General features: G+C 63.9%; 24 protein-coding genes. 9 read left to right on the top strand and 15 right to left on the bottom strand.

Annotated features, from left to right (window positions below; translation table 11 throughout):
- Positions 1-191: 191 nt before the first annotated feature.
- Positions 192-875: a TetR/AcrR family transcriptional regulator gene (locus tag M9H71_RS09480; protein ID WP_455404784.1), complete on the bottom strand. Its 684-nt coding sequence runs from the start codon at positions 873-875 to the stop codon at positions 192-194.
- A gap of 298 nt (positions 876-1,173) precedes the next feature.
- Here M9H71_RS09480 and M9H71_RS09485 point away from each other — a divergent pair, with 298 nt between their 5' ends.
- Positions 1,174-1,761 carry a hypothetical protein gene (locus M9H71_RS09485; protein ID WP_455404785.1) on the top strand — a complete coding sequence of 196 codons (588 nt, stop codon included), beginning with the start codon at positions 1,174-1,176 and terminating at the stop codon, positions 1,759-1,761.
- 44 nt (positions 1,762-1,805) lie between these two features.
- Here M9H71_RS09485 and M9H71_RS09490 read toward each other — a convergent pair whose 3' ends face one another.
- From M9H71_RS09490 to M9H71_RS09520, 7 genes are all read right to left on the bottom strand, one after another.
- Complete coding sequence (locus tag M9H71_RS09490) at positions 1,806-2,645, bottom strand: universal stress protein (protein ID WP_455404786.1); 840 nt, start codon at positions 2,643-2,645, stop codon at positions 1,806-1,808.
- 190 nt (positions 2,646-2,835) lie between these two features.
- Positions 2,836-3,231: a cytochrome o ubiquinol oxidase subunit IV gene (gene cyoD, locus M9H71_RS09495; RefSeq protein WP_455404787.1), complete on the bottom strand. Its 396-nt coding sequence runs from the start codon at positions 3,229-3,231 to the stop codon at positions 2,836-2,838.
- A complete protein-coding gene (locus tag M9H71_RS09500; protein WP_455404788.1) occupies positions 3,228-3,878 on the bottom strand; it encodes a cytochrome (ubi)quinol oxidase subunit III in 651 nt (216 codons plus the stop codon). Before M9H71_RS09500 ends, cyoD begins: the two co-directional genes overlap by 4 nt.
- Positions 3,875-5,878 carry a cytochrome o ubiquinol oxidase subunit I gene (gene cyoB, locus M9H71_RS09505; protein ID WP_455404789.1) on the bottom strand — a complete coding sequence of 668 codons (2,004 nt, stop codon included), beginning with the start codon at positions 5,876-5,878 and terminating at the stop codon, positions 3,875-3,877. Before cyoB ends, M9H71_RS09500 begins: the two co-directional genes overlap by 4 nt.
- The gene (locus tag M9H71_RS09510) at positions 5,824-6,717 is read right to left on the bottom strand and encodes a cytochrome ubiquinol oxidase subunit II (protein ID WP_455404790.1); all 894 of its coding nucleotides are present in this window, start codon (positions 6,715-6,717) and stop codon (positions 5,824-5,826) included. The genes cyoB and M9H71_RS09510 overlap by 55 nt, the downstream gene beginning before the upstream one ends.
- 302 nt (positions 6,718-7,019) lie before the next feature.
- Positions 7,020-10,250 carry an efflux RND transporter permease subunit gene (locus M9H71_RS09515; RefSeq protein ID WP_455404791.1) on the bottom strand — a complete coding sequence of 1,077 codons (3,231 nt, stop codon included), beginning with the start codon at positions 10,248-10,250 and terminating at the stop codon, positions 7,020-7,022.
- A 127-nt stretch (positions 10,251-10,377) separates the two neighbouring features.
- A complete protein-coding gene (locus M9H71_RS09520) occupies positions 10,378-11,580 on the bottom strand; it encodes an efflux RND transporter periplasmic adaptor subunit (RefSeq protein WP_455404792.1) in 1,203 nt (400 codons plus the stop codon).
- A gap of 196 nt (positions 11,581-11,776) precedes the next feature.
- Between M9H71_RS09520 and M9H71_RS09525 the strand changes: the two genes are divergently transcribed.
- The 3 genes from M9H71_RS09525 (at position 11,777) to M9H71_RS09535 (ending at position 14,025) form a co-directional block, all read left to right on the top strand.
- Complete coding sequence (locus M9H71_RS09525; RefSeq protein WP_455404793.1) at positions 11,777-12,364, top strand: TetR/AcrR family transcriptional regulator; 588 nt, start codon at positions 11,777-11,779, stop codon at positions 12,362-12,364.
- A gap of 120 nt (positions 12,365-12,484) precedes the next feature.
- Positions 12,485-13,651 carry a diguanylate cyclase domain-containing protein gene (locus tag M9H71_RS09530; RefSeq protein ID WP_455404794.1) on the top strand — a complete coding sequence of 389 codons (1,167 nt, stop codon included), beginning with the start codon at positions 12,485-12,487 and terminating at the stop codon, positions 13,649-13,651.
- Between the two features lie 113 nt (positions 13,652-13,764).
- Positions 13,765-14,025 carry an aldo/keto reductase gene (locus M9H71_RS09535; protein WP_455404795.1) on the top strand — a complete coding sequence of 87 codons (261 nt, stop codon included), beginning with the start codon at positions 13,765-13,767 and terminating at the stop codon, positions 14,023-14,025.
- A gap of 15 nt (positions 14,026-14,040) precedes the next feature.
- Here M9H71_RS09535 and M9H71_RS09540 read toward each other — a convergent pair whose 3' ends face one another.
- The gene (locus M9H71_RS09540; RefSeq protein WP_455404796.1) at positions 14,041-14,466 is read right to left on the bottom strand and encodes a hypothetical protein; all 426 of its coding nucleotides are present in this window, start codon (positions 14,464-14,466) and stop codon (positions 14,041-14,043) included.
- Positions 14,467-14,699: 233 nt separating this feature from the next.
- On the opposite strand from M9H71_RS09540, the gene M9H71_RS09545 reads away from it, so the two are divergent.
- Entirely contained in the window at positions 14,700-14,933 is a 234-nt protein-coding gene (locus M9H71_RS09545; RefSeq protein ID WP_455404797.1) for a hypothetical protein, read from the top strand.
- A 45-nt stretch (positions 14,934-14,978) separates the two neighbouring features.
- Positions 14,979-15,632, top strand: a complete 654-nt coding sequence (locus M9H71_RS09550) for a CPBP family intramembrane glutamic endopeptidase (RefSeq protein WP_455404798.1) — start codon at positions 14,979-14,981, stop codon at positions 15,630-15,632.
- Positions 15,633-15,642: 10 nt separating this feature from the next.
- Here M9H71_RS09550 and M9H71_RS09555 read toward each other — a convergent pair whose 3' ends face one another.
- Both M9H71_RS09555 and M9H71_RS09560 read right to left on the bottom strand, forming a co-directional pair.
- Positions 15,643-17,505: a potassium transporter Kup gene (locus M9H71_RS09555; RefSeq protein WP_455404799.1), complete on the bottom strand. Its 1,863-nt coding sequence runs from the start codon at positions 17,503-17,505 to the stop codon at positions 15,643-15,645.
- A gap of 254 nt (positions 17,506-17,759) precedes the next feature.
- Entirely contained in the window at positions 17,760-18,596 is an 837-nt protein-coding gene (locus tag M9H71_RS09560; protein WP_455404800.1) for a tetratricopeptide repeat protein, read from the bottom strand.
- A gap of 297 nt (positions 18,597-18,893) precedes the next feature.
- Here M9H71_RS09560 and M9H71_RS09565 point away from each other — a divergent pair, with 297 nt between their 5' ends.
- Both M9H71_RS09565 and M9H71_RS09570 read left to right on the top strand, forming a co-directional pair.
- Positions 18,894-19,067 (top strand): DUF1328 domain-containing protein, encoded by a 174-nt coding sequence (locus M9H71_RS09565; RefSeq protein WP_455404801.1) that lies wholly within the window; start codon positions 18,894-18,896, stop codon positions 19,065-19,067.
- 173 nt (positions 19,068-19,240) lie between these two features.
- Positions 19,241-19,537 carry a hypothetical protein gene (locus M9H71_RS09570; protein WP_455404802.1) on the top strand — a complete coding sequence of 99 codons (297 nt, stop codon included), beginning with the start codon at positions 19,241-19,243 and terminating at the stop codon, positions 19,535-19,537.
- 104 nt (positions 19,538-19,641) lie between these two features.
- Here M9H71_RS09570 and M9H71_RS09575 read toward each other — a convergent pair whose 3' ends face one another.
- From M9H71_RS09575 to M9H71_RS09585, 3 genes are all read right to left on the bottom strand, one after another.
- Positions 19,642-20,268, bottom strand: coding sequence for a GNAT family N-acetyltransferase (locus M9H71_RS09575; RefSeq protein ID WP_455404803.1), 627 nt, complete (start codon positions 20,266-20,268; stop codon positions 19,642-19,644).
- A 254-nt stretch (positions 20,269-20,522) separates the two neighbouring features.
- Positions 20,523-20,921 carry a PaaI family thioesterase gene (locus tag M9H71_RS09580; RefSeq protein WP_455404804.1) on the bottom strand — a complete coding sequence of 133 codons (399 nt, stop codon included), beginning with the start codon at positions 20,919-20,921 and terminating at the stop codon, positions 20,523-20,525.
- 150 nt (positions 20,922-21,071) lie between these two features.
- Positions 21,072-22,352 carry an ArgE/DapE family deacylase gene (locus M9H71_RS09585; RefSeq protein WP_455404805.1) on the bottom strand — a complete coding sequence of 427 codons (1,281 nt, stop codon included), beginning with the start codon at positions 22,350-22,352 and terminating at the stop codon, positions 21,072-21,074.
- A 133-nt stretch (positions 22,353-22,485) separates the two neighbouring features.
- Here M9H71_RS09585 and M9H71_RS09590 point away from each other — a divergent pair, with 133 nt between their 5' ends.
- Positions 22,486-22,740 (top strand): DUF6719 family protein, encoded by a 255-nt coding sequence (locus tag M9H71_RS09590; protein ID WP_455404806.1) that lies wholly within the window; start codon positions 22,486-22,488, stop codon positions 22,738-22,740.
- Between the two features lie 30 nt (positions 22,741-22,770).
- Here the strand turns inward: M9H71_RS09590 and M9H71_RS09595 are convergent, their stop codons facing one another.
- Entirely contained in the window at positions 22,771-23,190 is a 420-nt protein-coding gene (locus M9H71_RS09595) for a hypothetical protein (RefSeq protein ID WP_455404807.1), read from the bottom strand.
- Between the last annotated feature and the right edge of the window lie 567 nt (positions 23,191-23,757).

Consider the following 23,757-nt stretch of genomic DNA (forward strand, 5'->3'; position numbering starts at 1 on the left):
GTACAGCAGTCTGCGAACCGCAATGGCGCTGGGGCGCCAGAACGATACGATACCAGTTCGTTTCGTTCTGTCAATCGACACGACGTACGATCTCGCCTGGGACGACCCGACTTCGGGACGACCTCTCCACTTCGTGATTGCCGGAAAAGACGCGGCCTGAGGCGATCGAACGACCGCGTCGCCGCGCAACCTCAATTGGGGCGAATGCCGTTGAGAAACAGTTTGACGCCCAAACGGAGCAGCCGGTCCCGACTCTTCTCGTCGATCGGCATGTCGAACATCGTCAATCGAGTCACAGGACCGACTACGATGTTGAGAAAGGTCTCGGCGGCAGCCGAGGCGTCGGGTACCCGAATCAGCCCCTGCTCGTTGAGATCGTCGAAGAGCTGCGCCAGGGTCGACACCGCGCGCCCCCAGCCCTCCTCATAGGCGAGCCGCGCCAGATCCGGGAAATTCGTCGCCTGAAACGACAGCGTGCGCATGATCGCCGTCACGCGCGGGGTCGAACCGATATCCTGGATCTGCCGGCCAATCGAGACGAGCCAAGCCTCGAGCGACCCGCTGGATGGGTTGTTGCGGCGCTCTTCCACGCCATTCGACAAAGGGGCCAGCCAGCGTGCGATTTCCCGCCGAAGAGCCGCCTCAAACAATCCTCGCTTGTCAGTATAGCGGGAATAGACGGTCAGCTTGGAGACGCGCGCCTCCTCCGCCACCGCGTCGATCGTGGTGGCGTCGAAGCCGCGCTCCATGAACAAGCGGGTGGCCACATCGAGCAGCCTGAGGTCGCGCTGAAGTGCGGCAGTTCGGGTCGGGCGTCCGCCACGGGATCTGGCGACGGTCGCCTTTGCAGCGGACTTCTTCGCTGCGATCTTCATCGTTTACGTCGTCTCCGCTTGCGAGAATTGCTCGGCATTATAACCGTCTCCGGGAGGCAAGCCATGCCGATGGCGGATGTTCCATTGGATAAACGGCGCGCCGATCTTGGCCGCCCCCCTCCACATCTTCCCTTCTGCGTCGCTCAAAACCACGACGTTACCGTCCGGGAGTTTCCCATCGACAATTATAGAACAAAACGTTATCGTTCCATTTATTGACATTCTTCGGCGGGGCGAGCTGGATCGCACAGCGCGGCCCCTCTCTCCGCCGGCCCTGATCAGTCGGAGGTGAGAGAGCATGGAGGCTAGCGTCAGCCAATCCGAGCCGGTCGCCTGGATCAAGGACAAGCGGGACGAGATCGACATGCTCGCCTCCTCGCTTCACGGCTGGGCCACTCATCTGGAAGGCGACGACCGCATCGCGGCACATCGCGCGGTGGCCGAGCTGTTGTCGATCCGAACCGTGTTTGCTGAGCGGCTCGATGCGCTGTCCTCGCGACATTCGATTCCGCCGGACGTCGCTGACGTCACCGTGGCGTGGCTGTCGAACGAATGGAGCAAGGCGCACCACGAAATCCGCTCGTTCTTGCTGGCACGACTGGGCAACCTCTCCAACGCGCATCAAGCGCCGGAGACGACCGATCGCAAGACAGCGCTCGAAGACGCGTTTGAAAAGCTAAAGCTGGAATCCAGCGCAGCGGTCGAAAAAACCAAGCGAGAGCTGGACGAAGTCCTCGGACGTATCGCATCCGAACACGTCCGGCGGGGAACGTTTTCGACCTCCAGCGACAAGGCGCTGAAATCGATCAAAGCGATCTTCGAACAGACCCGCAAGCTGCACGACCGCACCTGGCAGAGCATCGCGCAGATCGTCAGCGCTCTGTGATCGCGGCGTATCGACGAGCCGCCGGCCTGTCGTCGAGACGAGCGTCAGTGATACAGAAACAGCGAGCACGGCGGACTCGCAACGAGTTCGTCCGTGGTCGAACCGAACAGCGCCTCGCGAAATCCGCGACGTCCGTATGCGCCCATCACCAGGGTGCCGATTTTTCGATCGGCCACCGCGATCCGGATCGCCTCCGACGGGTCGACGCCCGACGAAAGCGGATGTGACTCCGACTGATAACCGTGGCTGCGCAAATACGATGCCGCGGCCGCGCAGTTGCGCTCGGCCGTCTCTTCGCTTCGATCGATCGCCGCGACGACGATCCGCTGTCCGGCACCGAGGCCAAGCAGCACGAACATCTGCAGCGCACGCATCGCCGCGATGCTGCCGTCATAAGTGACTAGGACGTCCTCGCCTTCCGGCAGTTCGTCGGGGCAGACGATCATCGGCCGCGGCGTCCTCAGCAGCAATTTGGCGAGAACCTCCGACAGCGGCTCGTTGAGATCGCCCGCATAGCCGGTGTCGTGGCCGGCAATCACCAGATCCCGGGTCTCGCTGGCGAGCTGGAAAGCGTCGATCGGATCGCCTTCGAACGCCAGCCACGCGAACGGAAGGCCGCGGTCACGGCATTCACGCTCGAAAATCTCGCGCAAGCTCTGCTGCGCCTCCTCCGCCTGGCGCTTCAATTCATCCTCCAGCCTCGCCTGATAGGCCGAGATTCCGATGCCGCCGAGGATCGGTGCTTCGATCGCCGAAGGATCGAGCCCGGCGAGTCCAGCCAGCTCCGTGCCGGTCCGTTGGGCCAGTTGGAATGCGTAGCGGCGTGCCGAGACCGACGACGCGGTCTGACCGAGCAGGATCAAAGTGCGCTTGAGCATGGACATCCAACTCTCCCCGTATCGATGCGCCCGCAGCGTGGGATCGCAGCCCCGCAGCGAACTCGCCGGCGCGACCATGCCTTGCCGATTGCGCGCGCACCACGCCGATCAGCGAGCGATCGGGCGGCATTGTGTCGCGCGGGTCAGATCGGACCGTCGCGGCCGCCAGCGCACCACAGGTTTGGCGGCGACTGCGTCACCCGCCGGAGCGCATGATGTGTTCGACCGGCATCATGTTGTGGTTGAGATGGCCCATGATCCAGATCGAGCCACCGACCACCAGCAGCACGACCAAGACGCCGAAAGCGAGCGCCATCACGTTGTTGGTGTTGTCCGGTCCGGTGGTGATGTGGAGGAAGAACACCAGTTGCACACCCATCTGCGCGATCGCCAGCACCGTGATGGCCACCGGAATGCTGGGCTGCCAGACCAGATCGGTGCCAGCGATGAAGAACGACGTCGCAGTCAGCAGCACCGACAGCCCGAGCCCGACCGCATAGCCCAGCAGTCGCGGGCCGATGCGGACGTCCTCCTCGTCGCCGGGGGCAACGTCGTAAGGCTCGGCATCGTTGACGATCCGCTTCTCGCTCATGTTGCGCTCCCGAGCAGATAGACCATCGAGAAGATCGCCACCCAGATGATGTCGAGCGCGTGCCAGAACAGCGAGAAACACAGCAGCCGTCGGCAGATGTCGTCACGAAAGCCCTTGGCAAAGACCTGCGCCATCATCGTGAGCAGCCACAGCACGCCTACCGTGACATGAAGCCCATGGCATCCCACCAGGGTGAAGAACGCCGACAGAAAGGCGCTGCGGGTCGGCCCCGCGCCCTGCCCAACCAAGCCGGCGAACTCGCGCAGCTCCAGGCCGAGGAAAGTAACACCCAGCAATCCGGTCACCGCCATCGCGAGCTGGAACCAACGCTGGCTGCGCACCGCGGCGGCGACGCTCGCCAGCCCGCAGGTGAAGCTCGACAGCAGCAGACACCCGGTTTCAACCGCGACGTTGCGGAGATCGAACAGTTGCGCACCGCCCGGCCCGCCCGCCGTCGCGCCGGACAGGACCGCGTAGCTCGCGAAGAAGCACGCGAACATCACGATGTCGGACAACAGGAATATCCAGAAGCCGTAGCCGACGACGATCCGCTTCGGGGCCGGCCCCTCGTGACTGGCGCCGACGGTTTCCAGCCCACGCAATTGGTGCGGGTCGCTCTGGCCGTGTGACAACGTCGCTTCGGTCATGACGCGCGGCCCGCCGCCGCCAGCGCGGCTCGGCGTTCGGCGATGTTGGCGCCGTCGATCCGCGCGACCTCCGCGGCCGGGATGACGTATTCGTCTCGGTCGCGCCAGGCGAACACCACGAAGGTGGCGAACGCGCCTATCAATCCAAGCACCACCATCCACCAGATGTGCCAGATCAAGGCGAAGCCCATCACTGTGGCGAAGAACGCGCAGACAAACCCTGTCGGGGAATTGCACGGCATTTCGATGTCGCGGTAGTCGTGGTGGAACGTTTCGAGGCCGTGTTCCCTCGCCTTCTGCTTGCTCACCCAGTACGCGTCTTCGCCGGTCACGTCCGGATCGATCGCGAAATTGAACACCGGCGGCGGCGACGACGTTGCCCACTCCAGCGAGCGTCCGTCCCAGGGATCTCCGGTATGGTCACGCAGCTCGTCGCGGCGCCGGATGCTGACCGCGAACTGCACGATCTGCAGCACCACGGCAGTCGTCATGATCGCAGTGCCGATACCCGCCACGATCATCCACGGGTGCCAGGCCGCGACGTCGTAGTGCTGCAGACGGCGGGTCATGCCGAGTAGCCCGGCCACGTAAAGCGGCATGAAGGTGACGAAGAACCCGACCAGCGTGAACCAGAACGCTGCCTTGCCGAGTCCTTCGTGCAGGCGGAAGCCGAACGCCTTCGGGAACCAGTAGGTGTAGCCTGCGAAAGCGCCGAACAGCACGCCGCCGATGATGACATTGTGGAAGTGCGCAACCAGGAACAGGCTGTTGTGGAGCTGGAAGTCCGCCGGCGGCACCGCCACCAGCACGCCGGTCAGTCCGCCGATGATGAATGTCACCATGAAGCCGATCGCCCACAGCATCGGCGTCGCGAACCTGATCCGACCGCCATACATCGTGAACAGCCAGTTGAAGATCTTCACCCCGGTCGGCACCGCGATAATCATGCTTGCGATGCCGAACACCGCGTTGACGGTCGCTCCCGCCCCCATCGTGAAGAAATGGTGCAGCCACACCATGAACGAGATGATGCAGATCGCCATCGTCGCGAGCACCATCGATCGATAGCCGAACAGCGGTTTGCCGGAGAAGGTCGACACCACTTCCGAAAACACCCCGAATGCCGGCAGCACCAAGATGTAAACCTCCGGATGCCCCCAGGCCCAGATCAGGTTCATGAACATCATCATGTTGCCACCGGCTTCGTTGGTGAAAAAATGAAAGCCGAGATAGCGGTCGAGCAGCAGCATCGCCAACGTAGCGGTGAGGATCGGAAACGCGGCGACGATCAGCAGGCAGGACGCGAGCGTCGTCCAGCAGAACATCGGCATCCGCAAATACGTCATGCCGCGCGTCCGCAGCTTGAGCACGGTGGTGACGAGGTTGATCCCCGCCACCAGCGTGCCGATGCCGGAGATCTGCAGCGCCCAGGCGTAATAGTCGACGCCGACTCCGGGCGAATAGCTGAGCTCGGACAGCGGTGGAAACGGCAGCCAGCCGGTGCGGGCGAATTCACCGACCACCAGCGAGATGTTGACCAGCAGCGCTCCACTGGCGGTCAGCCAGAAGCCGACCGAATTGAGCGTCGGAAACGCCACGTCTCGCACCCCGAGCTGCAGCGGAACCACCAGATTCATCAGCCCGATCACGAACGGCATCGCCACGAAGAAGATCATGATCGTGCCGTGCGCGGAGAAGATCTGATTGTAATGCTCGGGCGGCAGATAACCCGGCGATTGGTAGGCGATCGCCTGCTGAGCGCGCATCATGATCGCGTCGGTGCCGCCACGCAGCAGCATCACCATCGCCAGCAGCATGTACATCACGCCGATCCGCTTGTGATCGACGCTGGTGATCCATTCTCGCCAGAGATAGGGGAAATAGCCCTTGAGACCTGCCCACAGCAGGACGGCGACGATCGCCACCATCACGATGGCGGCTGCAATCAGCGGAATTGGCTGATCGATCGGAATGGCCGACCAGTCGAGCTTGCCGAGCATATCGCGTTGGCTCCCGAATTCGCTTCGATGTACGATTGTGCGCCATCCGTGGTCGGATGCGGTCCCGGCTGCGGCGGAATCCGTTGCGTGCTGATGGCCTCAAACAGCAGCGGATCGACCAGCCGATAACTCAGCGAACCGCTCACCGGCGCCTGCTTCATCAGCTTCTTGTAACTATCAGCGTTCAGCTCTTGGTCGGTCGAAGCGGTCTTGGCGGCCCATTCGGAAAACGCGATCGGCGACACCACATGCACCGGAAACATCATGTCGGGAAAACCGTCGCCGCTGAAATGTGACGACAGCCCGCGCAACTCGCCTTCGCTGTCGGCCCGCAGATTGAGCCGGGTCACCATGCCGTTCATGGTGTAGATCATGCTGCCGAGCTGGGGGATGAAGAACGCATTCATCACGCTCGCCGACGTCAATTCGAACTTCAGCGATGCGCCGACCGGCACGGTCAGCGAGTTGACCGTGGCAATCCCCTGATCCGGGTAGATGAACAGCCATTTCCAGTCCATCGACACGACTTGGATCCGCACGGGACTTCCGATTCCTTCGACCGGTGCGGCGGGATCTAGCCGGTGCGCGCCAATCCAGGTGACACCGCCGAGTAGAATGATGGTCAGCGTCGGGATCGACCACACGACGAGTTCGATCTTTCCCGAATATGTGAACTCCGGCCGATATTTCGCGCGTGGATTGGAAGCGCGAAACCAGAACGCGAAGGCCAGGATCGCAATGATCGTCGGCACCACGATCGCGAGCATGATCACGACGGAATCGATCAGGATCGTCGAGTTTCCGAACGCAACCGGTCCTTTGGGATCGAGAATGTTCATGAAACCAGCGCGCTTGGCGGCGTTTCCGTTTGGATCGTCAGCTTGTCGCGCCCGCGTCGGCTCCGAACTTCGGCTCGCCGCTTGCGTCCGAAGCTCGTCGCGGAACGCGGCCGGGTTGCCGCAGGTTGGATGCAGGCGGCTTCGAGTCAGTCAATCCCGCGATTCTTCGCGGTGTGTCGATTTGTCACTGACTGGCATACCCCGGAGAGGAGACCTCTTTCAATAGCGTCGTGACTGACGACTTTGTTACGTCGCTACGTGCGCCGGTCCGAACTGACCGGAGCGCGATGAGCCGGGGCACATCACGGGTGCGATCGGACGGCCGGCCTCCGCTCCGGCTCGTGCGACGCCGGCGCCAGCGGCGAGTCGTCATCGACTGTCCCCTCGCCGTGCTGCGTGAGCGGCCGATTGCCGGTGAGCGCACGGAGCAGCACATAGAACATCGGCGTGAAGAAGATGCCGAATGCGGTGACGCCGATCATGCCGGCGAACACGGCGACGCCCATCGCGTGCCGCATCTCCGAGCCGGCACCGGTCGAGGTCACCAGCGGCACCACGCCCATGATGAACGCCATCGAGGTCATCAGGATCGGCCGCAGCCGCAGCCGGCTGGCCTCGATCGCCGCCTGGATCGGCTTGCGCCCTGCGAACTCCAGTTCTCGCGCGAACTCGACGATCAGGATGGCGTTCTTGGCCGACAGGCCGACCAGAACGATCAACCCGATTTGGGTGAAGACGTTGTTGTCGCCCTTGCTGACCCAGACGCCGAACATCGCCGCCAGCAGCCCCATCGGCACGATCATGATGATCGACAGCGGCAGCGTCAGGCTCTCGTACTGCGCGGCGAGCACCAGAAACACCAGCAGCAGCGCCACGGGAAACACGATCATGGAGGAGTTGCCGGCGATGATCTCCTGGTAGGTCAACTCGGTCCATTCATACGACGTGCCCTTCGGCAGCGTCTCCTTGGCGACGCGGTCGATCGCGGCCTGCGCCTGCCCGGTCGAAAAGCCCGGCGCCGCGCCGCCGCTGATATCGGCCGTGAGGAAGCCGTTGTAGCGCATCGCGCGCTCCGGCCCGGCGCTCTCCTTGACCCGGAGCAATGTCGACAGCGGGATCATCTCGCCGGAGTCGGAACGCACCTTGAGCTGGCCGATGTCGTCCGCCCTCGCCCTGAACTTGGCGTCGGCCTGCACCCGCACCGAATAGGTGCGGCCGAACTTGTTGAAGTCGTTGACGTAGAGTGAGCCGAGATAGATCTGCATGGTTTCGAAGATCGACGTCACCGGCACGTTGAGCTGACGCGCCTTGGTGCGATCGACGTCGGCGTAGAGCTGCGGCACGTTGATCTGGTAGCTGGTGAACAGCCCGGCCAACTCTTTCTGCGCGCTCGCCTTGGCAACGAACGCCTTGGTGGCATCGTTGAGCGCCTCGTAGCCGAGCCCCGCGCGATCCTCGATCTGCAGCTTGAAGCCACCGATGGTGCCGAGCCCCGCCACCGGTGGCGGCGGGAACATCGCGATGAACGCATCCTGGATGCCGGCGAACTTCTTGTTCAGCGACATCGCAATGGCATTGCCGCTGAGCGACTTGTCCTTGCGCTCGTCGAACGACTTCAGGCCGATGAAGACGATGCCCGAATTCGACGAGTTGGTGAAACCGTTGATCGACAGGCCGGGAAACTGGATCGAGTTCTCGACCCCCGGCTCCTGCTGGGCGATCTCGCCCATCCGGCGGATCACCTCCTCGGTGCGGTCCAGCGTGGCGCCGTCCGGAAGCTGCGCAAAGCCGACCAGATACTGCTTGTCCTGCCCGGGCACGAAGCCGCCCGGCACCGCGTGGAACAGATAGAAAGTGGCTCCGACCAGCAGCAGATACAGCCCCATGCCGACCGCGCGGCGCGATACCACGCGCTTGACGCCGCCGCCATAGGCCTCGGAACTGCGGGTGAAGAAGCGGTTGAAGCGCACGAAGAACCAGCCGAGCGTCTTGTCCATCGCTTTCGTCAACGCGTCCTTCGGCGCGTCATGCCCCTTGAGCAGCAGCGCGGCCAGCGCCGGTGACAGCGTCAGCGAGTTGAAGGCGGAAATCACGGTCGAGATCGCCACCGTCAGGGCGAACTGCTTGTAGAACTGCCCGGTGAGCCCGGTGATGAAGGCGAGCGGGACGAACACCGCGACCAGCACAAGCGCGATCGCGATGATCGGCCCGGTCACCTCCCGCATCGCCTGATAGGCCGCCTCCTTCGGGCCGAGGCCGCGTTCGATGTTGCGCTCGACATTCTCGACCACGACGATGGCGTCGTCGACCACGATGCCGATCGCCAGCACCAGGCCGAACAAGGTCAGCGCGTTGATCGAAAATCCGAAGACGTGCATTACCGCGAAAGTGCCGACCACCGACACCGGCACCGCGATCAGCGGGATGATCGAGGCCCGCCAGGTCTGTAGGAACAGGATCACCACCAGCACCACCAGAGCGATCGCTTCGAGCAGCGTGTGGATCACCGCTTCGATCGAGGCGCGGACGAACTGGGTCGGGTCGTAGACGATGTCGTAGGATACGCCGTCCGGCATGTTCTGCTTCAGCTCCTTCATCGTCGCACGGACGTTGTCGGAGATCTGGATCGCGTTGGAGCCCGGCGACTGGAAGATCGGGATCGCCACTGCGGACTTGTTGTTGAGCAGCGAGCGCAGCGCGTAGTCGGCGGCGCCGAGTTCGATCCGCGCGATGTCGCGCAGCCGCACCACTTCGCCGTGGTCGCCGTTCTTGACGATGATGTCGCCGAATTCCTCTTCGGTCTGCAGTCGTCCCTGTGCATTGACCGAGAGCTGCAGATCGAGCCCCGGCTCGCCTGGCGAACTGCCGACCTGCCCGGCGGCGGCCTGGACGTTCTGGGCGCGGATCTCGCGCACCACGTCGGCCGGCGACAGGCCGCGCTCGGCGACCTTCTGCGGATCGAGCCAGACCCGCATCGAATAATCGCCCGAACCGAACAACTGCACCTGACCGACACCGGGAATCCGCGCCAGCCGATCCTTCACGTTGAGCACCGCGTAGTTGCGCAAGTACGTCATGTCGTAGCGGTCGTTCGGCGACATCAGATGCACCACCATGGTCAGGTCGGGCGCACTTTTGATGGTGGTGATGCCGAGCGCACGCACTTCCGCCGGCAGCCGCGGTTCGGCCTGCGAGACGCGGTTCTGCACCAGTTGCTGCGCCTTGTCCGGGTCGGTCCCGAGGCGGAAGGTGACGTTGAGCGTCATCTTACCGTCGGTGGTCGCCTGGCTGCTCATATAGAGCATGTTCTCGACACCGTTGATCTGCTCCTCGATCGGGGTCGACACGGTCTCGGCGATCACCTTCGGATTGGCGCCGGGATATTGCGCCGACACGACGATGGTCGGCGGCGCGACCTCCGGATATTCCGAGATCGGCAAGACCGGCACCGACAACAGGCCGGCGAGGAAGATCACCGCCGACAGCACGCCTGCGAAGATCGGGCGATCGATGAAGAACTTGGAAAAATTCATGGCTGTGTTCCGCCGGTTCGCTCGCGCGCGAAGCGCAATCATCCCTGCGCGGCGGACGAACGTCTGCCGCGGGACTGTCGGTTGAAACAATGAGGTTCGGCCCCGCCTTGCGGCGGAGCCGCGATCGTTAGTTCTGCGCGATCGTCTTGCTGGAGGCGGCAGCGTCCATCGCCACTGTCTCGGGCTTGATGGTGACGCCGGGACGCACCCTCTGCAGGCCGTTGACGACGATGCGTTCACCCGCCTTGAGGCCGGAGGCCACCACGCGAAGGCCGTCGACCGAGGCTCCCAGCTTCACTTCGCGGTATTCGGCGTGGTTCTCGGAATCGACCACCATCACGAACTTCTTGTTCTGATCGGTCCCAACTGCGCGCTCACTAACCAGCAGTGCCGGTTCGGCCTTCGGCTGCCCCATCGACAGCCGCGCAAACTGGCCCGGCATCAGCCGGCCGTCGGCATTGTCGAACACCGCGCGCACCCGCACCGTGCCCGAGCGCGGATCGACCTGGTTGTCGATGAACTGCATTTTGCCCTTCACCGGCGCCCCGCCCGCGACCGTCGTCATCTCGACCGGAATGCGCTCGATCGCGCCCGGAGTATTCTCGTCGGCGAGCGTTCTCAGCGCGCGGGTCACCACCTGCTCGTCGGCATTGAAGCTGGCATAGATCGGGTTGACGGACACCAGCGTCGTCAGCAGAGGCGAACTCGGGCCGGCGGCGATCAGATTGCCGACGGTGATCTCTACCTTACCGACGCGGCCGGACACCGGGGCGCGGATTTCGGTGTAGCTGAGGTTCAGCTCGGCGGTCTTCAGCGCCGCTTCGGCGGATTTGAGGTTCGCTTCGGCCTCGCGATAGGCGTTGAGGCGGTTGTCGACTTCGCGCTGGGTGATGCTGGAGCTGGAGAGCTGCTGGCTGCGCTCGACATCCGCTTTGGTGAAGACGACGCGCGCGCGGGCTGCCGACAACTGCGCCTGGGCGCGATCGACCTCGGCGGCGTACAGCGACGGATCGATCCGAACCAAGAGGTCGCCCTTGGACACCAGGGCGCCTTCCCTGAACTGGATCTCCTGCACGGCACCGGCCACCCGCGAGCGGATTTCGACCCGTTCGATCGCTTCCAGTCGCCCGGAAAACTCTTCCGAAGGCGTGGTCGCCTTGGCTTCGACCGTGGCAACCGAAGCGGTGACGGCCGGCGGCGACCCCGCGGTCTGCGCCTGAGCCGCCGAGCCGGGCGTCTGGTTCAACAGCAGCGCGCCGCCGCCGACACCCACCGCCACCACGGCGATCGCGCCGCCAAATGCGAACTTCCGAGTGAAACCAATGGCCATAGGAACCCCATCCGTATCCGCCGGGCTTGCAAAAAGCCGAGCGATCTCAGTATCTCTCTCTGCAGTCCGGGTGAAAACGAAGTCGGTTCCACACGCTGCAGCGCACACATCCGTACCGTCCGGTATAGATGGACCATCGACATCTACTGTCAAGAGACTTATCTACCGCTTGGTAGAAATCTCTGGAGATCCAGCCATGGCCCTGGGACGCCCCCGCGAATTCGACGTCGATGCGGCGCTCGACCTCGCTTTGCATGTGTTCTGGCGCAAGGGATACGAAGGCACGTCGATGACCGACCTCACCGAGGCGATGGGCATCACCAAGCCGAGCCTCTACGCCGCGTTCGGCAACAAGGAAGAGCTGTTCCGCAAAGCGCTGGATCGCTACGTCGATGGACCGGGCAGCTACTATCGAGCCGGGCTGCAGAAGCCGACCGCGCGCGAAGTCGTCGAGCATATCCTGTACGGCGCCGCGGACGCGATGTCCGACCCGAGCAATCCCGGCTGCCTCGCCGTTCAGGGCGCGCTGTGCTGCGGCGACGCCGCAGAGACTATCAAGCAGGAACTCGCGGCGCGGCGCGCCAAGACCGAAGAGGACCTGCGAGACCGCCTGAGCCGGGCGATCGGCGAAGGCGATCTGCCGGCCGGCTCCGACGCGGGCGATCTCGCCCGCTACGTCTCGGCGATCCTGCAGGGCATGGCGGTCCAGGCGGCGAGCGGCGCCGCGCGCGACCAGCTTCGCAAGCTTGCCCACATGGCACTTCGGAATTGGCCGCCGGTGTGATCTGCGAAGTAACTCCGCTCAGCCGTCATTGACGACTCGTTAACGATAGTGAGATCGGGTTACCGAATGTCGCAAGCTGTTGCCACCGGTTATTAGGAACTGGCACCGATATTGCGAACCATGCCACTGACGGTGTTGTCCAAATATCTGCATCCGGACCCGCGGATTCGCCGCGAGCTGGTCGATCTGCTCTACACCTCGCTGCCGCAGGTGATGGCAATCGGCGTGACGTCGGTGACGGGCGCGTTGGCACTCACCCTGCTCGGCGACGATCCTGGCTATGCGGTGATTACGTGTTTCATCCTGGTCACCGCGACCGCGCGGGTCTTCTCGTTGATGCGCTACAAAGCGCGCGCCGCGCATTTCACCGACGCCGACGTGGTACGCTGGGAACGTCTGTACGGTGCCGGCGCCACCGCCTTCAGCCTAGCGCTCGGTGCGCTGTCGTTCCGTGCGCTGCAGCTCGGCGATGCCCCCGGCGCGTGGATCGCATTCGGCCTGTCGATGTCGTACTGCGTCGGCATGGTGTCGCGCGCCGCGATCCGCCCGTGGATCATCCTCACTGCTGCAGCGGCTCTGCTGATACCCACCATGATCGCCGGGTTGATGCGTCCCGAACTCGCTTACAAGATCGGCGCCGGCATGCTGGTGCTGTTCTGGCTAACGCTGCGCGAAGCCTCGAAGCATCTCAGCGCCGCCTTCACGGAACGCCTCGAGGCCAAACACCGGCTGGCACGACAGGCCACGCACGACTTCCTTACCGACCTGCCGAACCGCGCTGGGTTCCTGCAGGCGCTATCGAGCATGGCGGGTAACTTCGCGGTGGTCGCGATCGATCTCGACGGCTTCAAGCCGATCAACGACCGTCATGGCCACCATACCGGCGACGATCTGCTCCGTCAGGTCGCCGAGCGGCTCACCGCCTGCGTCGGCGAAGACGGCTTCGCCGCCCGGTTCGGCGGCGACGAATTCATGCTGCTGAAGCCGGTCTCCAGCGCCGAACACGGCCGCGACGAAGCCCAGTCCCTGGCGCACGAAGCGGTGCTCGCCCTATCGATGCCGTTCCTGCTGTCGAACTTGCCGGTGTGTATCGGTGCCAGCGCCGGCATTGCCGTCAGCCACGCGGCGCTTGCCGAAGTCAAAACCGCCCAATTGCTCGAGCGCGTCGACCGCGCGCTGTACGTCGCCAAACGAGCCGGGGGCGGCTGTGCGTGGGCGGACGGAGAAACCGAACCCTCGTGCTGCCAGCGCTGCTCTCTGCTAGCTACAGGGGCGACCGCGGTCTGAGCCCACGACCACGGTAACTACTGACCAGCTCCTGCGCGGCGCTGCTTTTGCGCCAATGCAATGCGCGCCGTGTCGTCGGCACGACATCATCCAACGCCAAATCGATCGAGCAGATGGTCGGCACCATCAAGCGGCTCGCGGCCGCCAAGGGCTGCGCACCGGCGCAGCTCGCGATCGCGTGGCTGCTGCACCAGAGCAACCGCATCATTCCGATCCCCCGCACGCGGCGGATCGCGACGCTGGACGAACACCTCGGCGCCGCCGAGGTCACGCTGAGCGCGCAGGATCTCTCCGCGATCCGCGACGCGCTGCCGCCGGGCACGGCGGTCGGCGCGCGCTATCCGGAGAGCGCGCAGACCGGTCTCAACGGCTGAGCCCGACGGACCCGATCAGGTCTTCGGGGCAGCGGCCGGTGCGGTGCCGGCAAAGCCGTTGTAGCAGGCAAGCCGCTCGTCCTCCTCCTTGAGGAGGCGACAATCCGCCGCAGCCTTCGCCGGCTTCGCCGGCTTCGCTTTCGCTCCGGCCTTGGTCGCCTTCGGCTTCGGCGGATAAATCGCATCGAAGCAATCGAGCCGTTCCTTGGTGGCGTCCTCGATCTCGAGGCAGGCCTTCATCTGGTCGGCGACCGAAGGCTTCGCCGCCGCCGTGTGCTTGGCAGCCTTGTGCCCCTTCGGCTTGATCTGCACAAGCGGCTGATCACCGACCATCGGCGTCCCATTCCCCGCAGTCGGCGCCTGATTTGCGGCCGGTGCGTTGCTCTGCGCCAGCGCCGCGCTCGACACGAGCAGCGCGGCAAGTACCATGATTGTCCTCATCGAAATCCCCGTCCCTTGCCCCGAACCGCACGCGGCTGATCGCCGCCGCGGCGATATCGTCAAACCGGACGTACCCGGCGCCGTCAAGCGCGCTGGCTGCCGCAGCCCTGATCCGTCCACGGCCCAGCACGGCGTTGCGAATGCGGCGGGTTTTGGGCAAGCCCAGCCGGCTCCACAGCGGGCGCGGCTAGTCAGATGGTCGGCAAGGCGTTACAGCAGCACCGATGAAATGGATGCTGATCGCCCTCACCGTCCTGCTCCCGGTTTCGGCCGGCGCGGAACCGCGCAAGTCCGCGGTCCCGAAGGCGCTGAGCGAAACCGCCGCGCCGGCGCCTCGGACGCCAGCGCCTGGATCAGGGCGTAATCCGTGCTCGGCCTTCGGCCCCGGCTTCGTCCAGCTCGAAGGCGGTTCGACCTGCGTCAAACTCGGTGGGAGCATCAGTGTCGGCGCCGGCGTTCGCCGCTGACCCTCGGAGCAGCCCGTACTGGAACCCGTCGGCCAATGCCCGATTATGGGTCCTATGACGAATTTGCGACAAGCACCTGCGCCGCTCGGCCCCGCAGTACCGCCACATCCCGCTGTTCGCTTCGCCCCGATCGCAGGCCTGACCCTTCTGCTGGCCGGACCGGGGCTTGCGATCCAGTTCGGATTACTGCCGTTCGAATACCGCATGGGCGCGCTGATCGCGGTGTCGGCGCTGTGCGTCGGGCTGTGCCTGTGGGCCGGTTTTTCGTTTCAGGAGCTGGGCTTCGGCCGGCCGCATCAATGGCGGCACTGGCTCGAAGCGATCGCGGTCACCAGCCTGATTTCCGCGATCATGCTGCTGCAGACACGGTTGTTCAGCTTCGACGCCCAGCCGCCGGCTTGGCTCAGCTTCGCGCCGTTCTACGTCCTGGTATCGAGTCCATGCCAGGAGGTGGTGTGCCGCTCGATTCCCAAACTGATCACCGACCGGATGCGGCACGGCGGCTGGGCCTACATCCTTTACTCGGCCGTGCTGTTCTCGCTGATCCACCTTTGCTACGGCGACCCGGCACTGCTGCTCAACACCTTCCTGCTCGGCGTGGTGTGGGGCTTCGTGTATTGGCGAACCCTGAACATCTGGCCGCTGATCGTCTCGCACGCCATCGTCGGTACGCTGGCCTTTTCTCTCGGCCTCGCGTGAACGGCTCAGCTTAGATTTCGAGCTGAGTACCGAGTTCGACGACGCGATCGGTCGGGATCTTGAAGAACGTCGTTGCCCGCGTCGCGTTCAGCGTCATGAACGTGAACAGGCGCTCGCGCCATAGCGCCATGCCCGGATTCAGACTCGGCACATAGGTCTCGCGGCTGAGGAAGAACGACGTCGACATCATGTTGAACTCGTGCCCGAACTGCTTGCACAGCGCGAGCGCCGCCGGCACGTCGGGAGTCTGCATGAAGCCATAGCGGATGATCAGGCGATGGAAGCCGTCGCCGATGTCGGTCATATGCACGCGCTCTGCGTCGGGCACGTAGGGCGTTTCTGCAGTCGAGACCGTGGTCAGAATGACGCGCTGATGGACCGTCTGGTTGTGCTTGAGATTGTGCAGCAGCGCCGGCGGCACGCCGTCGGTGGCGGCGGTCAGGAACACCGCGGTGCCGCGAGCGCGCGACACGTTCGGCCCGAGCGCGCGCAGCACCACGTCGAGCGGCACCGCCTGCTTTTTCAATTGCTTGCGCACCAGGGCGCGACCGCGCCGCCAGGTCGTCAGCACGGTGAAGGAAATGAAGCCGATGAACAGCGGGAACCAGCCGCCTTGCGCGACCTTGATGATGTTGGCGGAGAAGTAAGCGAAATCCAATAGCAGCAGGGTGCCGACCACGACGGCGACGAGGCCCCAATGCCAGCGCCACAGCAGCACCGCGACAAACGACACCAGGATCGTATCGATCATCATCGTGCCGGTGACGGCGATGCCGTAAGCCGCAGCGAGATTGCTCGACGACTGGAATCCGATCACCAGCGCCATCACGGCCAGATACAGCGTCCAGTTGGTGAACGGTACGTAGATCTGACCGGCCTCTTCGCCCGAGGTGTGGACGATCGTCATCCGGGGCAGCAGGCCGAGCTGGATCGCCTGCCGCGCCACCGAGTAGGCGCCGGAGATCACCGCCTGTGAGGCGATCACCGTGGCCATCGTGGCGAGCGCCACCATCGGCACCACCATCCATTCCGGACCAAGCCGGAAGAACGGGTTCTGGATCGCCGCCGGATCATGGATCAGCAGCGCACCCTGGCCGAAATAGTTCAGCAGCAGCGCCGGCAGAACTAAACCGAACCAGGCGAGCCGGATCGGAAATTTGCCGAAATGACCCATGTCGGTGTACAGCGCCTCGCCGCCGGTGACCGCCAGCACCACCGAACCGAGCGCATAGAAGCTCATCAGCGGATGGCGGATCACGAATTCGATCGCATAAGTCGGGCTGATCGCTTCGAGCACCTCGGGCGCATGCACGATATTGACGATACCGAGCGCGGCGAGCGTCACGAACCATATGCACATCACCGGTCCGAACAATCGGCCGACCAGCCCCGTGCCGCGTGACTGAATCCAGAACAGGATCGTCAACACTACCGCCGTGATCGGCACCACATAGGCCTTCAGATCAGGCGTCACCACCTCGAGGCCTTCGACGGCGCTGAGCACCGAAATCGCCGGCGTGATCATGCTGTCGCCGTAGAACAGCGCCGCAGCGATCACGCCCAGCATCATCAGCGGATAGTGCACGCGGCGACCGCGCGTCAGTTCGGTCACCAGCGCCAACAGCGCCAAGCTGCCGCCCTCACCGTGGTTATCGGCGCGCATGATGACGATGACGTACTTCACCGTGACCAGCAGCATCACGGTCCAGAACACCAGCGACAGCACGCCGAAGATGTTATCCGGCGCCACCGGAATCGGATGGTGACCGGCGAAGGTCTCCTTCATTGCGTAGAGCGGGCTGGTTCCGATGTCGCCGTAAACGACGCCGATGGCACTGACCAGGACGCCGAGGCCCTTTCTCTGCTGGCTCATTGCCTACCCCTGGGCCACGTCGACGGAACTGCTGTCGACGCGGCGCGGCAGCCGCCGCGGCGCTGTCGGGAGTCGATACAGGGCACCGAAGTATCCGTCGGCCAGCACTCGATTTCGGTCCCGCGTCTGTTCCATAACGGCTGCGCCCTGTGCTTGACCTGGATCGGAGGGCGCGCGGCGCCGACGCTCCAGGAACGTGGTCGAGTTTGGTTCGATTCGGTTGAAGTCTGATCAGACGTGGTCGCGCCGATTGCCTAGAAGCATAGGTTTGTCACCAAATTTCCGCGCTTGTCCTTGAGCACATAGGGGCAATCGCTCCGCTTCAGCGCCGCCTTGGCTTCGGCGCTGCCGAGCGCGGCGGCCTTTTCGTAGTACGCCTTTGCGGCATCGCTGTCCTTCGGGCCCCCGCGCCCGGCCTGTGCAAAGGCGCCCATCTGCATCAACGCGCCGGGATGGCCCTGCCCCGCCGCCTTTTCGAACAAGGCCCGCGCGCCAACGTCGTCCTTCGAACCGCCAACGCCGTCGGCCAGCATCAGGCCGAGCTGGTATTGCGCCTCGGCGTTACTCTCTGCGCCCTTGGCAAGCAAGGCTCGGGTTTTGACGGGGTCGGACGATACGCCACCGCCGAGTGCGGCCAGATTGCTGATGCCGCGCGGATTGCCCGCCGCCGCGGCACGCTCCAAGAGTTGACGCGCCTTGGCGTCGTCCTTGGGCACGCCGGCGCCGGTGGCATAGGCCACACCCAACTCGACCATCGCCGAGCTGCTGCCCTTGTCGGCAGCCCTGCGGTAGGCTGCGATCGCCTCGGCAGTCTGACCGCCGGCCGCATAGGCACGGCCGAGTGCGTACATCGCGCGACGCGATCCGGCGGCGGCAATCCGGCAGTACTTCAGCGCGGTCGCGACGTCTCCGGGCGCGATCTGGACAACACCTTTGACATCGGAAGGCTTATCGGGATCCGCCGGATCTGCGGCGATCCGATCGCACAGGACCAAGTCGGCCGACTGCGCGAGTGCGGAGGTGATCGCGCCCCCAAGTGACAGCGCGAGCAGGACTGCCGATCCGCCGGCGGCCCACGATCTCGTCCTCATCATTCATCCCCAAGCATTCGTGGCGCCGGCCCCAGCGGGCCGCCACTGGCCGCTGCACGCGGCCTCGATCGGCCGCAATCTACCCAATCCCCACGCAGGTTGAAACTGACCAGGCCCGACAAAGGACTGTGGAGGATGCCGGCGTCGGGCGAAAACCGACTTGCCGCAACCGTCAGGATCGGCATCGCCGCCCGCCGCTTCGAGGCCGGGGCAGCCCTTCGGGCCCGCTCGGGCCCATCGCGGAACCATTGCGTTTGCGCACCGTTCAAGCCTCAGTCTCAGCCAAGGATGAACGATATGACGATCTTAAAGTGGGCGCTGATCTTTCTGGTAGTTTCGATCATCGCCGGCCTCTTCGGGTTCACCGGAATTTCTGCGGCGTCAGCCGATATCGCGCGGATCTTGTTCTACATCTTCGTGGTGATCTTCTTGGTGCTGTTGATTCTCGGACTGACGATTTTCAAAGCTTGACCGGTGCGGCAGCTCTGCGTCTCGGCGCAGGGCTGCCATGATCCACAACCTGTTTGATCTACAGCAAGCGGTGGCGGGCCACCTTCGACCAAGGTTGTTCCATCCCGCCGATATTCAATATTGCAATGCAACATCGGCTCCACTAGGTAAGCCATCTCAACCTGAGGCAGTCGATGAGCGAAGATTGGAACACGAAATACGGCGTGCGGCGCGTCCGACGCGACCCGCCGACTCTTGAAGAAGCGATTTTCGCGGCGACCGGCATTACCGACGACCTCGACTCGCAGGCTGAGATTGCCGCGTCTCTGATGGGGATGCCGATCGAAGCCGTGCAGAAGGAGGTTCGGAAGTCTGCGCGCGCCTCGGCGCGGACGTCGCGAGTGATTACCGGCGAACAGGGCTTTCAACGTTCCGTCGTGGTCGAGCGCCGGGTATCGCGCCGGATCGTCGGCAACGACAAGCGGATCTGAGCACTTCTGCCGCCCTCGCCCGCTCGGGCGCATCAGACACCATCTCAAAAGAAAACGCCGCGGCGCTTCAGCACGCGGCGTTGTTGTTTGCAATGCTCGGAGCGTCAGGCTGCGCGGTTGAAGCCCGACATCCTCAGAAACAGATTCCAGCACGCCTGATTGAAAGCGACGAGCGCATTCGCCGCGCCGCCCGAAATGGCAATCTGGCGCGGCACCGTCGCGGTCTCAGCAGCCTGCTGTTCGAGGTCGATCGTACCGGTGGACTCGCCCTGGCGGAACGTCAGGTGCGCGCCGAACTTGTTTGCGAGCGCGCGCATCGCCTGATTTTGAGCGCCGGTCGTGATCCGCAGTTTCTCGTAACCGAGCGATCGCGCAACCTGCATCAATTGCTTGAACAGAATGCTGCCGATGCCTTTGCGGCGCAGATGACTTTCCACGCTGAAGGCGATCTCGGGAAGCGAGTCGATGTGCAGATCGGGCTGATGCAGCTCGGCGGCCGCGTGCACGGAGCCGTCTTCCGCAAAGAACGCGATGATGATGGTGCCATCGCCGCCGCACTTCTTGGCGTAACGATCGATGAAGCCTTCGTCGGCGAAGCCGTTGAAACGATCACGCCGGCTTTCGGCATCGAGACGCAACAGGTGATCCCGAAGCAGCGGCAGCTCTTGATTGATCAGGGATCGAATCGTCCCTTTGGAGCCGGTAAGGTCGGCGATGAGAGCGTCGTGCATAAGTATTCTCTCCTCTCGGGGCGACCCTCAAGGAGGCGTTCGTCTTCCCTAGACAGAAGTCATATTGTGCATTGCACAATAATATTCAAGACCCATTCGCAGGCGACGCCTAGCAAAGAACGGCAGCGAGCCTTCGAACTTTTGCAAAACCTATCTAAATTACGGCGTTTAAGAAAGCGCGAGGCGACGCGGATGGTGCTCCGGGAGCGGTTTTGCGCCGCACCCCCGTAGTCTTACGGAGGCGCGATAGAATATTATAATACCATTTGAGTTTGGGTCACCACAGCGACCAGCTTGCCGTCCTCGGTCTCGATTCGTGTCTGCCACACCTGGGTCCGACGACCGCGATGCACCGGTGTCGCGGTGGCGATCACGGTGGAGCCGGCTTTCGCCGGACCGATGAAGTTGGTCTTGCTCTCCAGCGTCGTTGTGCCCTTGGCCTCGGCCGGCAGGTTGATCACGGTGGCGGCGGCGCCGACACTGTCGGCCAGCGCCATCACGGCGCCGCCGTGAATGCTGGCGCCGACGGTGCAGAGATCGTCGCGCACCAGCAGCGTCGCGACCACCCGGTCGGCAGCAGCTTCGGTGAAGCGCAGTCCCATCAGCGCCGCGAACGGCAGCGGAAACGAGTTGATCTTGTCCAGTGGCGTCATGCTTGCGCCCTCCCCCTCGCCCGCCAATGTGGCGACGGCGGCGCGGGCTGCCGACCGTCGCTCGGTTGGATCTGTCGGCGGACCGATGCCTGCCGGTCCGCCTCGGCGCAATGACCTGTCAGGTCATCGACGTGGCGCGCAGGCTGTGCCTCAGGCCGGCTCGACGCCGCACCATTCAGCGATGAACAGCGCGGTCGCCTTGGTCGATTGCCGCAGCGACTCCAGATCGATGTACTCGTTGAAGCCGTGCATCGCCTCGCCCGATGCACCGAAGCACAGGCTGGGGATGTTGTAGTTGAGGCCGTAGAACCGCGTGTCGGTGAGCGCGGTGAACACCAGATCCTGCACCTCGCCGCCGTAGACCGCCTGATACGCCTTGCCGAACGCAGCTTCCGGCTCGGCGGCGTCCTTCAGTTCGTACCCCTCGGACAGAAAGCCGGACCACTCCACCTGCGGCGGGTTGTTCGACAGGAAGCGATGGTTGCGCGCCGCCGCAGCGACGCAGGCCATGATCTCAGCCTTATGATCGGCAACCGACCAGCCCGGCAGGATCGCGATCCGGCAGTCGACGTCGCACCACGCCGGCACGCTGGACGCCCAGTCGCCGCCCTTGATCATGCCGGGGTTGAAGTTGATCGGATGCTCCAGCGTCTTGAAATGAGGATCGCTCGCCGCCCGCCGATTCCACTCCTCCTCGAGCTTCCCGAGTGCGTCGATCAGGTGATAGGCGGCCGTGATCGCATTGGAGCCCGAGCCCGCGGTGGCGACGTGCACCGGATAGCCGCGCACCTTCAACCGAAACCAGATCACCCCGACCTGAGATCGCACCATCTTGCCGCTGGTGGGTTCCGGGATGAAGCAGGCATCGGCGCGGTAACCGCGCTGCAACGTCGACAGCGCGCCGACGCCGGTGCTCTCCTCCTCGATCACCGACTGGAAGTGAATCCGCCCTGTGGGGCGCAGGCCTGCGGCCTTGATGGCATCCAAAGCATACAGCGCGCCGATGGTGCCGGACTTCATGTCGCAGGCGCCACGGCCGTACATCCGGCCATCCTTGATCACGGGCGAGAACGGCGGGGTATCCCACATCTCCAGCGGCCCGGCCGGCACGACGTCGCAATGGCCCTGCAGGATCAACGAGCGACCAGCATTGTTCGTCGGCCGATAGGTGCCGACCACCGTCCGCGCCTTGGAGAAGTCGTGCTCGATCGGCCCATAGCCGCGCAGATCCTTCAGATCGTCGAGCTCGATGTGCCAGTCGTCGACTTCGTAACCGCGCTGCCGGAGCAGATCCGCCATCATGTCCTGGCACGGTCCCTCGGCACCGCGGGTGCTCGGGATCGCAACGAAATCGCTTGTGGTGGCGAGCTGGGCGTCGAAGCCGGCATCGACGGCATCGAGAATGCGGCGCTGAAGATCATTGTCGCTCATACGGATGGGCGCTCCTGTGTTGATTGCTCTGATACCGGCGCGCGGATCAAACCACAGATCGCCCGATTTTCCATGCAGTTTGGCCCTGCAATCGAATCATGCCCTCATGCCGCGATATTGTTCAGGAGATCCGATGTTCCGTTCACAACTCAAGCGCACCTCGCTCGTCGCGCTCGGCACCGCGTTGCTGGTTGCCGTTGCAACGCCGGCCGCCGCACAGCAGCAGGTTTCGCGCGAGCAAGAGATCACCGGACTACGGCTTGGCCAGAAAATCCTGGTCGACGACGGCTCCTGCCCCAACGGTCAGATCAAAGAAGTGACGGGCTCGACGCTGTCGGCCAACGGCGTGGTGGCCACACGCAAGTGCATCCAGCGGGTGCGACGCTGACGCAGCTCTCGTCGAGGCTGCGCGCGTCCGCTAGTCCAGCGGGTCGAACATGCACTGCAGAGCGGGCTTGGCGATCAGCGTGAAGGTCGCATTGATCTGCGACTGCTTGGTCTGCGGGACCCAATTGTTGTCGATGGTCGGCACGCCGCTCTCGCGGATGCCGCGTAGCAAGGCCTGCCGAAGATCGCTGTCGGGGACCATGGCTGCGGCGTGATCGTGCAGGCACCCGCAGACCGCGTCGGGATGAGCCCATCGCCCCGTCATGTGCGCGGTGCATTGGCGGATGAACTCCGTCCGCGCATCCTGGACACCGAAGGACAATCGACTCTGTGCCTGCGCCTGGCCGCCGATCATCAGCCCAAAGCCGACCGCGAGCGCAGCCATCCGAAGCATCGTCACCAATTCACCGACTCCATCCGACGAAGCCGCCGCCTCGCCGGCCAGCACCATCGTTCGCTTCAGCGCCCTTCATGACCGTCTTTCCCAGACAGGCGAACCAAGCCTGAACCGCGCTGCCAGTCGCCAGCACGGGCGCGGCGTCCGGTTCTGCATCCAACGGTTCCATCGGCAGGCGTCACCACTGCGCGCGTTGACCAGTTGATAACCACGCTCTGTTTCGAGACCGCTGCGCCGAGGCATCCGAATGGTTTCGTCCCGGTGCCGAATTGTTTCGTCGCTTCCCCTTCGACGAAACAATTCGGAGAAAATTGCCGCGATCTCAGAGCGGCACTGCTTCAACGGCCGGACGCCAACCTCGACCAAAGTCGCAGAGGCGGGAGCGTGCAGGCGGACAACTGCGACATCACCGCGTCATCAACGACCGCTTAGTAGGGCACCGCAACCGTCACTCTTGATGGCTCAGCATTCCAAAGGTTAGCGGGCTTCTCCACCCTCTATTACCAGTTTTTTGCGAAGAGCTATCGAGGCTAGTAATTTCATTGGATCGGCACTACAAATGATTAGCTGCGGAGCATGGCTTGATCCAGCTTTGAACCGCGCTGTGACGTCGGGTGCAGA

It is taken from the genome of Rhodopseudomonas parapalustris (assembly GCF_053772255.1).

Coding starts and splice junctions, on each gene's coding strand:
- M9H71_RS09585 (WP_455404805.1), bottom strand. CDS start 22,352: ATGAGCGACAATGATCTTCAGCGCCGCATTCTCGATGCCGTCGATGCC.
- M9H71_RS09490 (WP_455404786.1), bottom strand. CDS start 2,645: ATGTCCATGCTCAAGCGCACTTTGATCCTGCTCGGTCAGACCGCGTCG.
- M9H71_RS09555 (WP_455404799.1), bottom strand. CDS start 17,505: ATGAGCCAGCAGAGAAAGGGCCTCGGCGTCCTGGTCAGTGCCATCGGC.
- M9H71_RS09515 (WP_455404791.1), bottom strand. CDS start 10,250: ATGAATTTTTCCAAGTTCTTCATCGATCGCCCGATCTTCGCAGGCGTG.
- M9H71_RS09500 (WP_455404788.1), bottom strand. CDS start 3,878: ATGACCGAAGCGACGTTGTCACACGGCCAGAGCGACCCGCACCAATTG.
- M9H71_RS09550 (WP_455404798.1), top strand. CDS start 14,979: ATGGGTCCTATGACGAATTTGCGACAAGCACCTGCGCCGCTCGGCCCC.
- M9H71_RS09525 (WP_455404793.1), top strand. CDS start 11,777: ATGGCCCTGGGACGCCCCCGCGAATTCGACGTCGATGCGGCGCTCGAC.
- cyoD (WP_455404787.1), bottom strand. CDS start 3,231: ATGAGCGAGAAGCGGATCGTCAACGATGCCGAGCCTTACGACGTTGCC.
- M9H71_RS09560 (WP_455404800.1), bottom strand. CDS start 18,596: ATGAGGACGAGATCGTGGGCCGCCGGCGGATCGGCAGTCCTGCTCGCG.
- M9H71_RS09565 (WP_455404801.1), top strand. CDS start 18,894: ATGACGATCTTAAAGTGGGCGCTGATCTTTCTGGTAGTTTCGATCATC.
- M9H71_RS09520 (WP_455404792.1), bottom strand. CDS start 11,580: ATGGCCATTGGTTTCACTCGGAAGTTCGCATTTGGCGGCGCGATCGCC.
- M9H71_RS09485 (WP_455404785.1), top strand. CDS start 1,174: ATGGAGGCTAGCGTCAGCCAATCCGAGCCGGTCGCCTGGATCAAGGAC.
- M9H71_RS09535 (WP_455404795.1), top strand. CDS start 13,765: ATGGTCGGCACCATCAAGCGGCTCGCGGCCGCCAAGGGCTGCGCACCG.
- M9H71_RS09595 (WP_455404807.1), bottom strand. CDS start 23,190: ATGGTGCTGGCCGGCGAGGCGGCGGCTTCGTCGGATGGAGTCGGTGAA.
- M9H71_RS09570 (WP_455404802.1), top strand. CDS start 19,241: ATGAGCGAAGATTGGAACACGAAATACGGCGTGCGGCGCGTCCGACGC.
- M9H71_RS09530 (WP_455404794.1), top strand. CDS start 12,485: ATGCCACTGACGGTGTTGTCCAAATATCTGCATCCGGACCCGCGGATT.
- M9H71_RS09575 (WP_455404803.1), bottom strand. CDS start 20,268: ATGCACGACGCTCTCATCGCCGACCTTACCGGCTCCAAAGGGACGATT.
- M9H71_RS09590 (WP_455404806.1), top strand. CDS start 22,486: ATGTTCCGTTCACAACTCAAGCGCACCTCGCTCGTCGCGCTCGGCACC.
- M9H71_RS09580 (WP_455404804.1), bottom strand. CDS start 20,921: ATGACGCCACTGGACAAGATCAACTCGTTTCCGCTGCCGTTCGCGGCG.
- M9H71_RS09545 (WP_455404797.1), top strand. CDS start 14,700: ATGCTGATCGCCCTCACCGTCCTGCTCCCGGTTTCGGCCGGCGCGGAA.
- M9H71_RS09540 (WP_455404796.1), bottom strand. CDS start 14,466: ATGAGGACAATCATGGTACTTGCCGCGCTGCTCGTGTCGAGCGCGGCG.
- M9H71_RS09510 (WP_455404790.1), bottom strand. CDS start 6,717: ATGAACATTCTCGATCCCAAAGGACCGGTTGCGTTCGGAAACTCGACG.
- cyoB (WP_455404789.1), bottom strand. CDS start 5,878: ATGCTCGGCAAGCTCGACTGGTCGGCCATTCCGATCGATCAGCCAATT.
- M9H71_RS09480 (WP_455404784.1), bottom strand. CDS start 875: ATGAAGATCGCAGCGAAGAAGTCCGCTGCAAAGGCGACCGTCGCCAGA.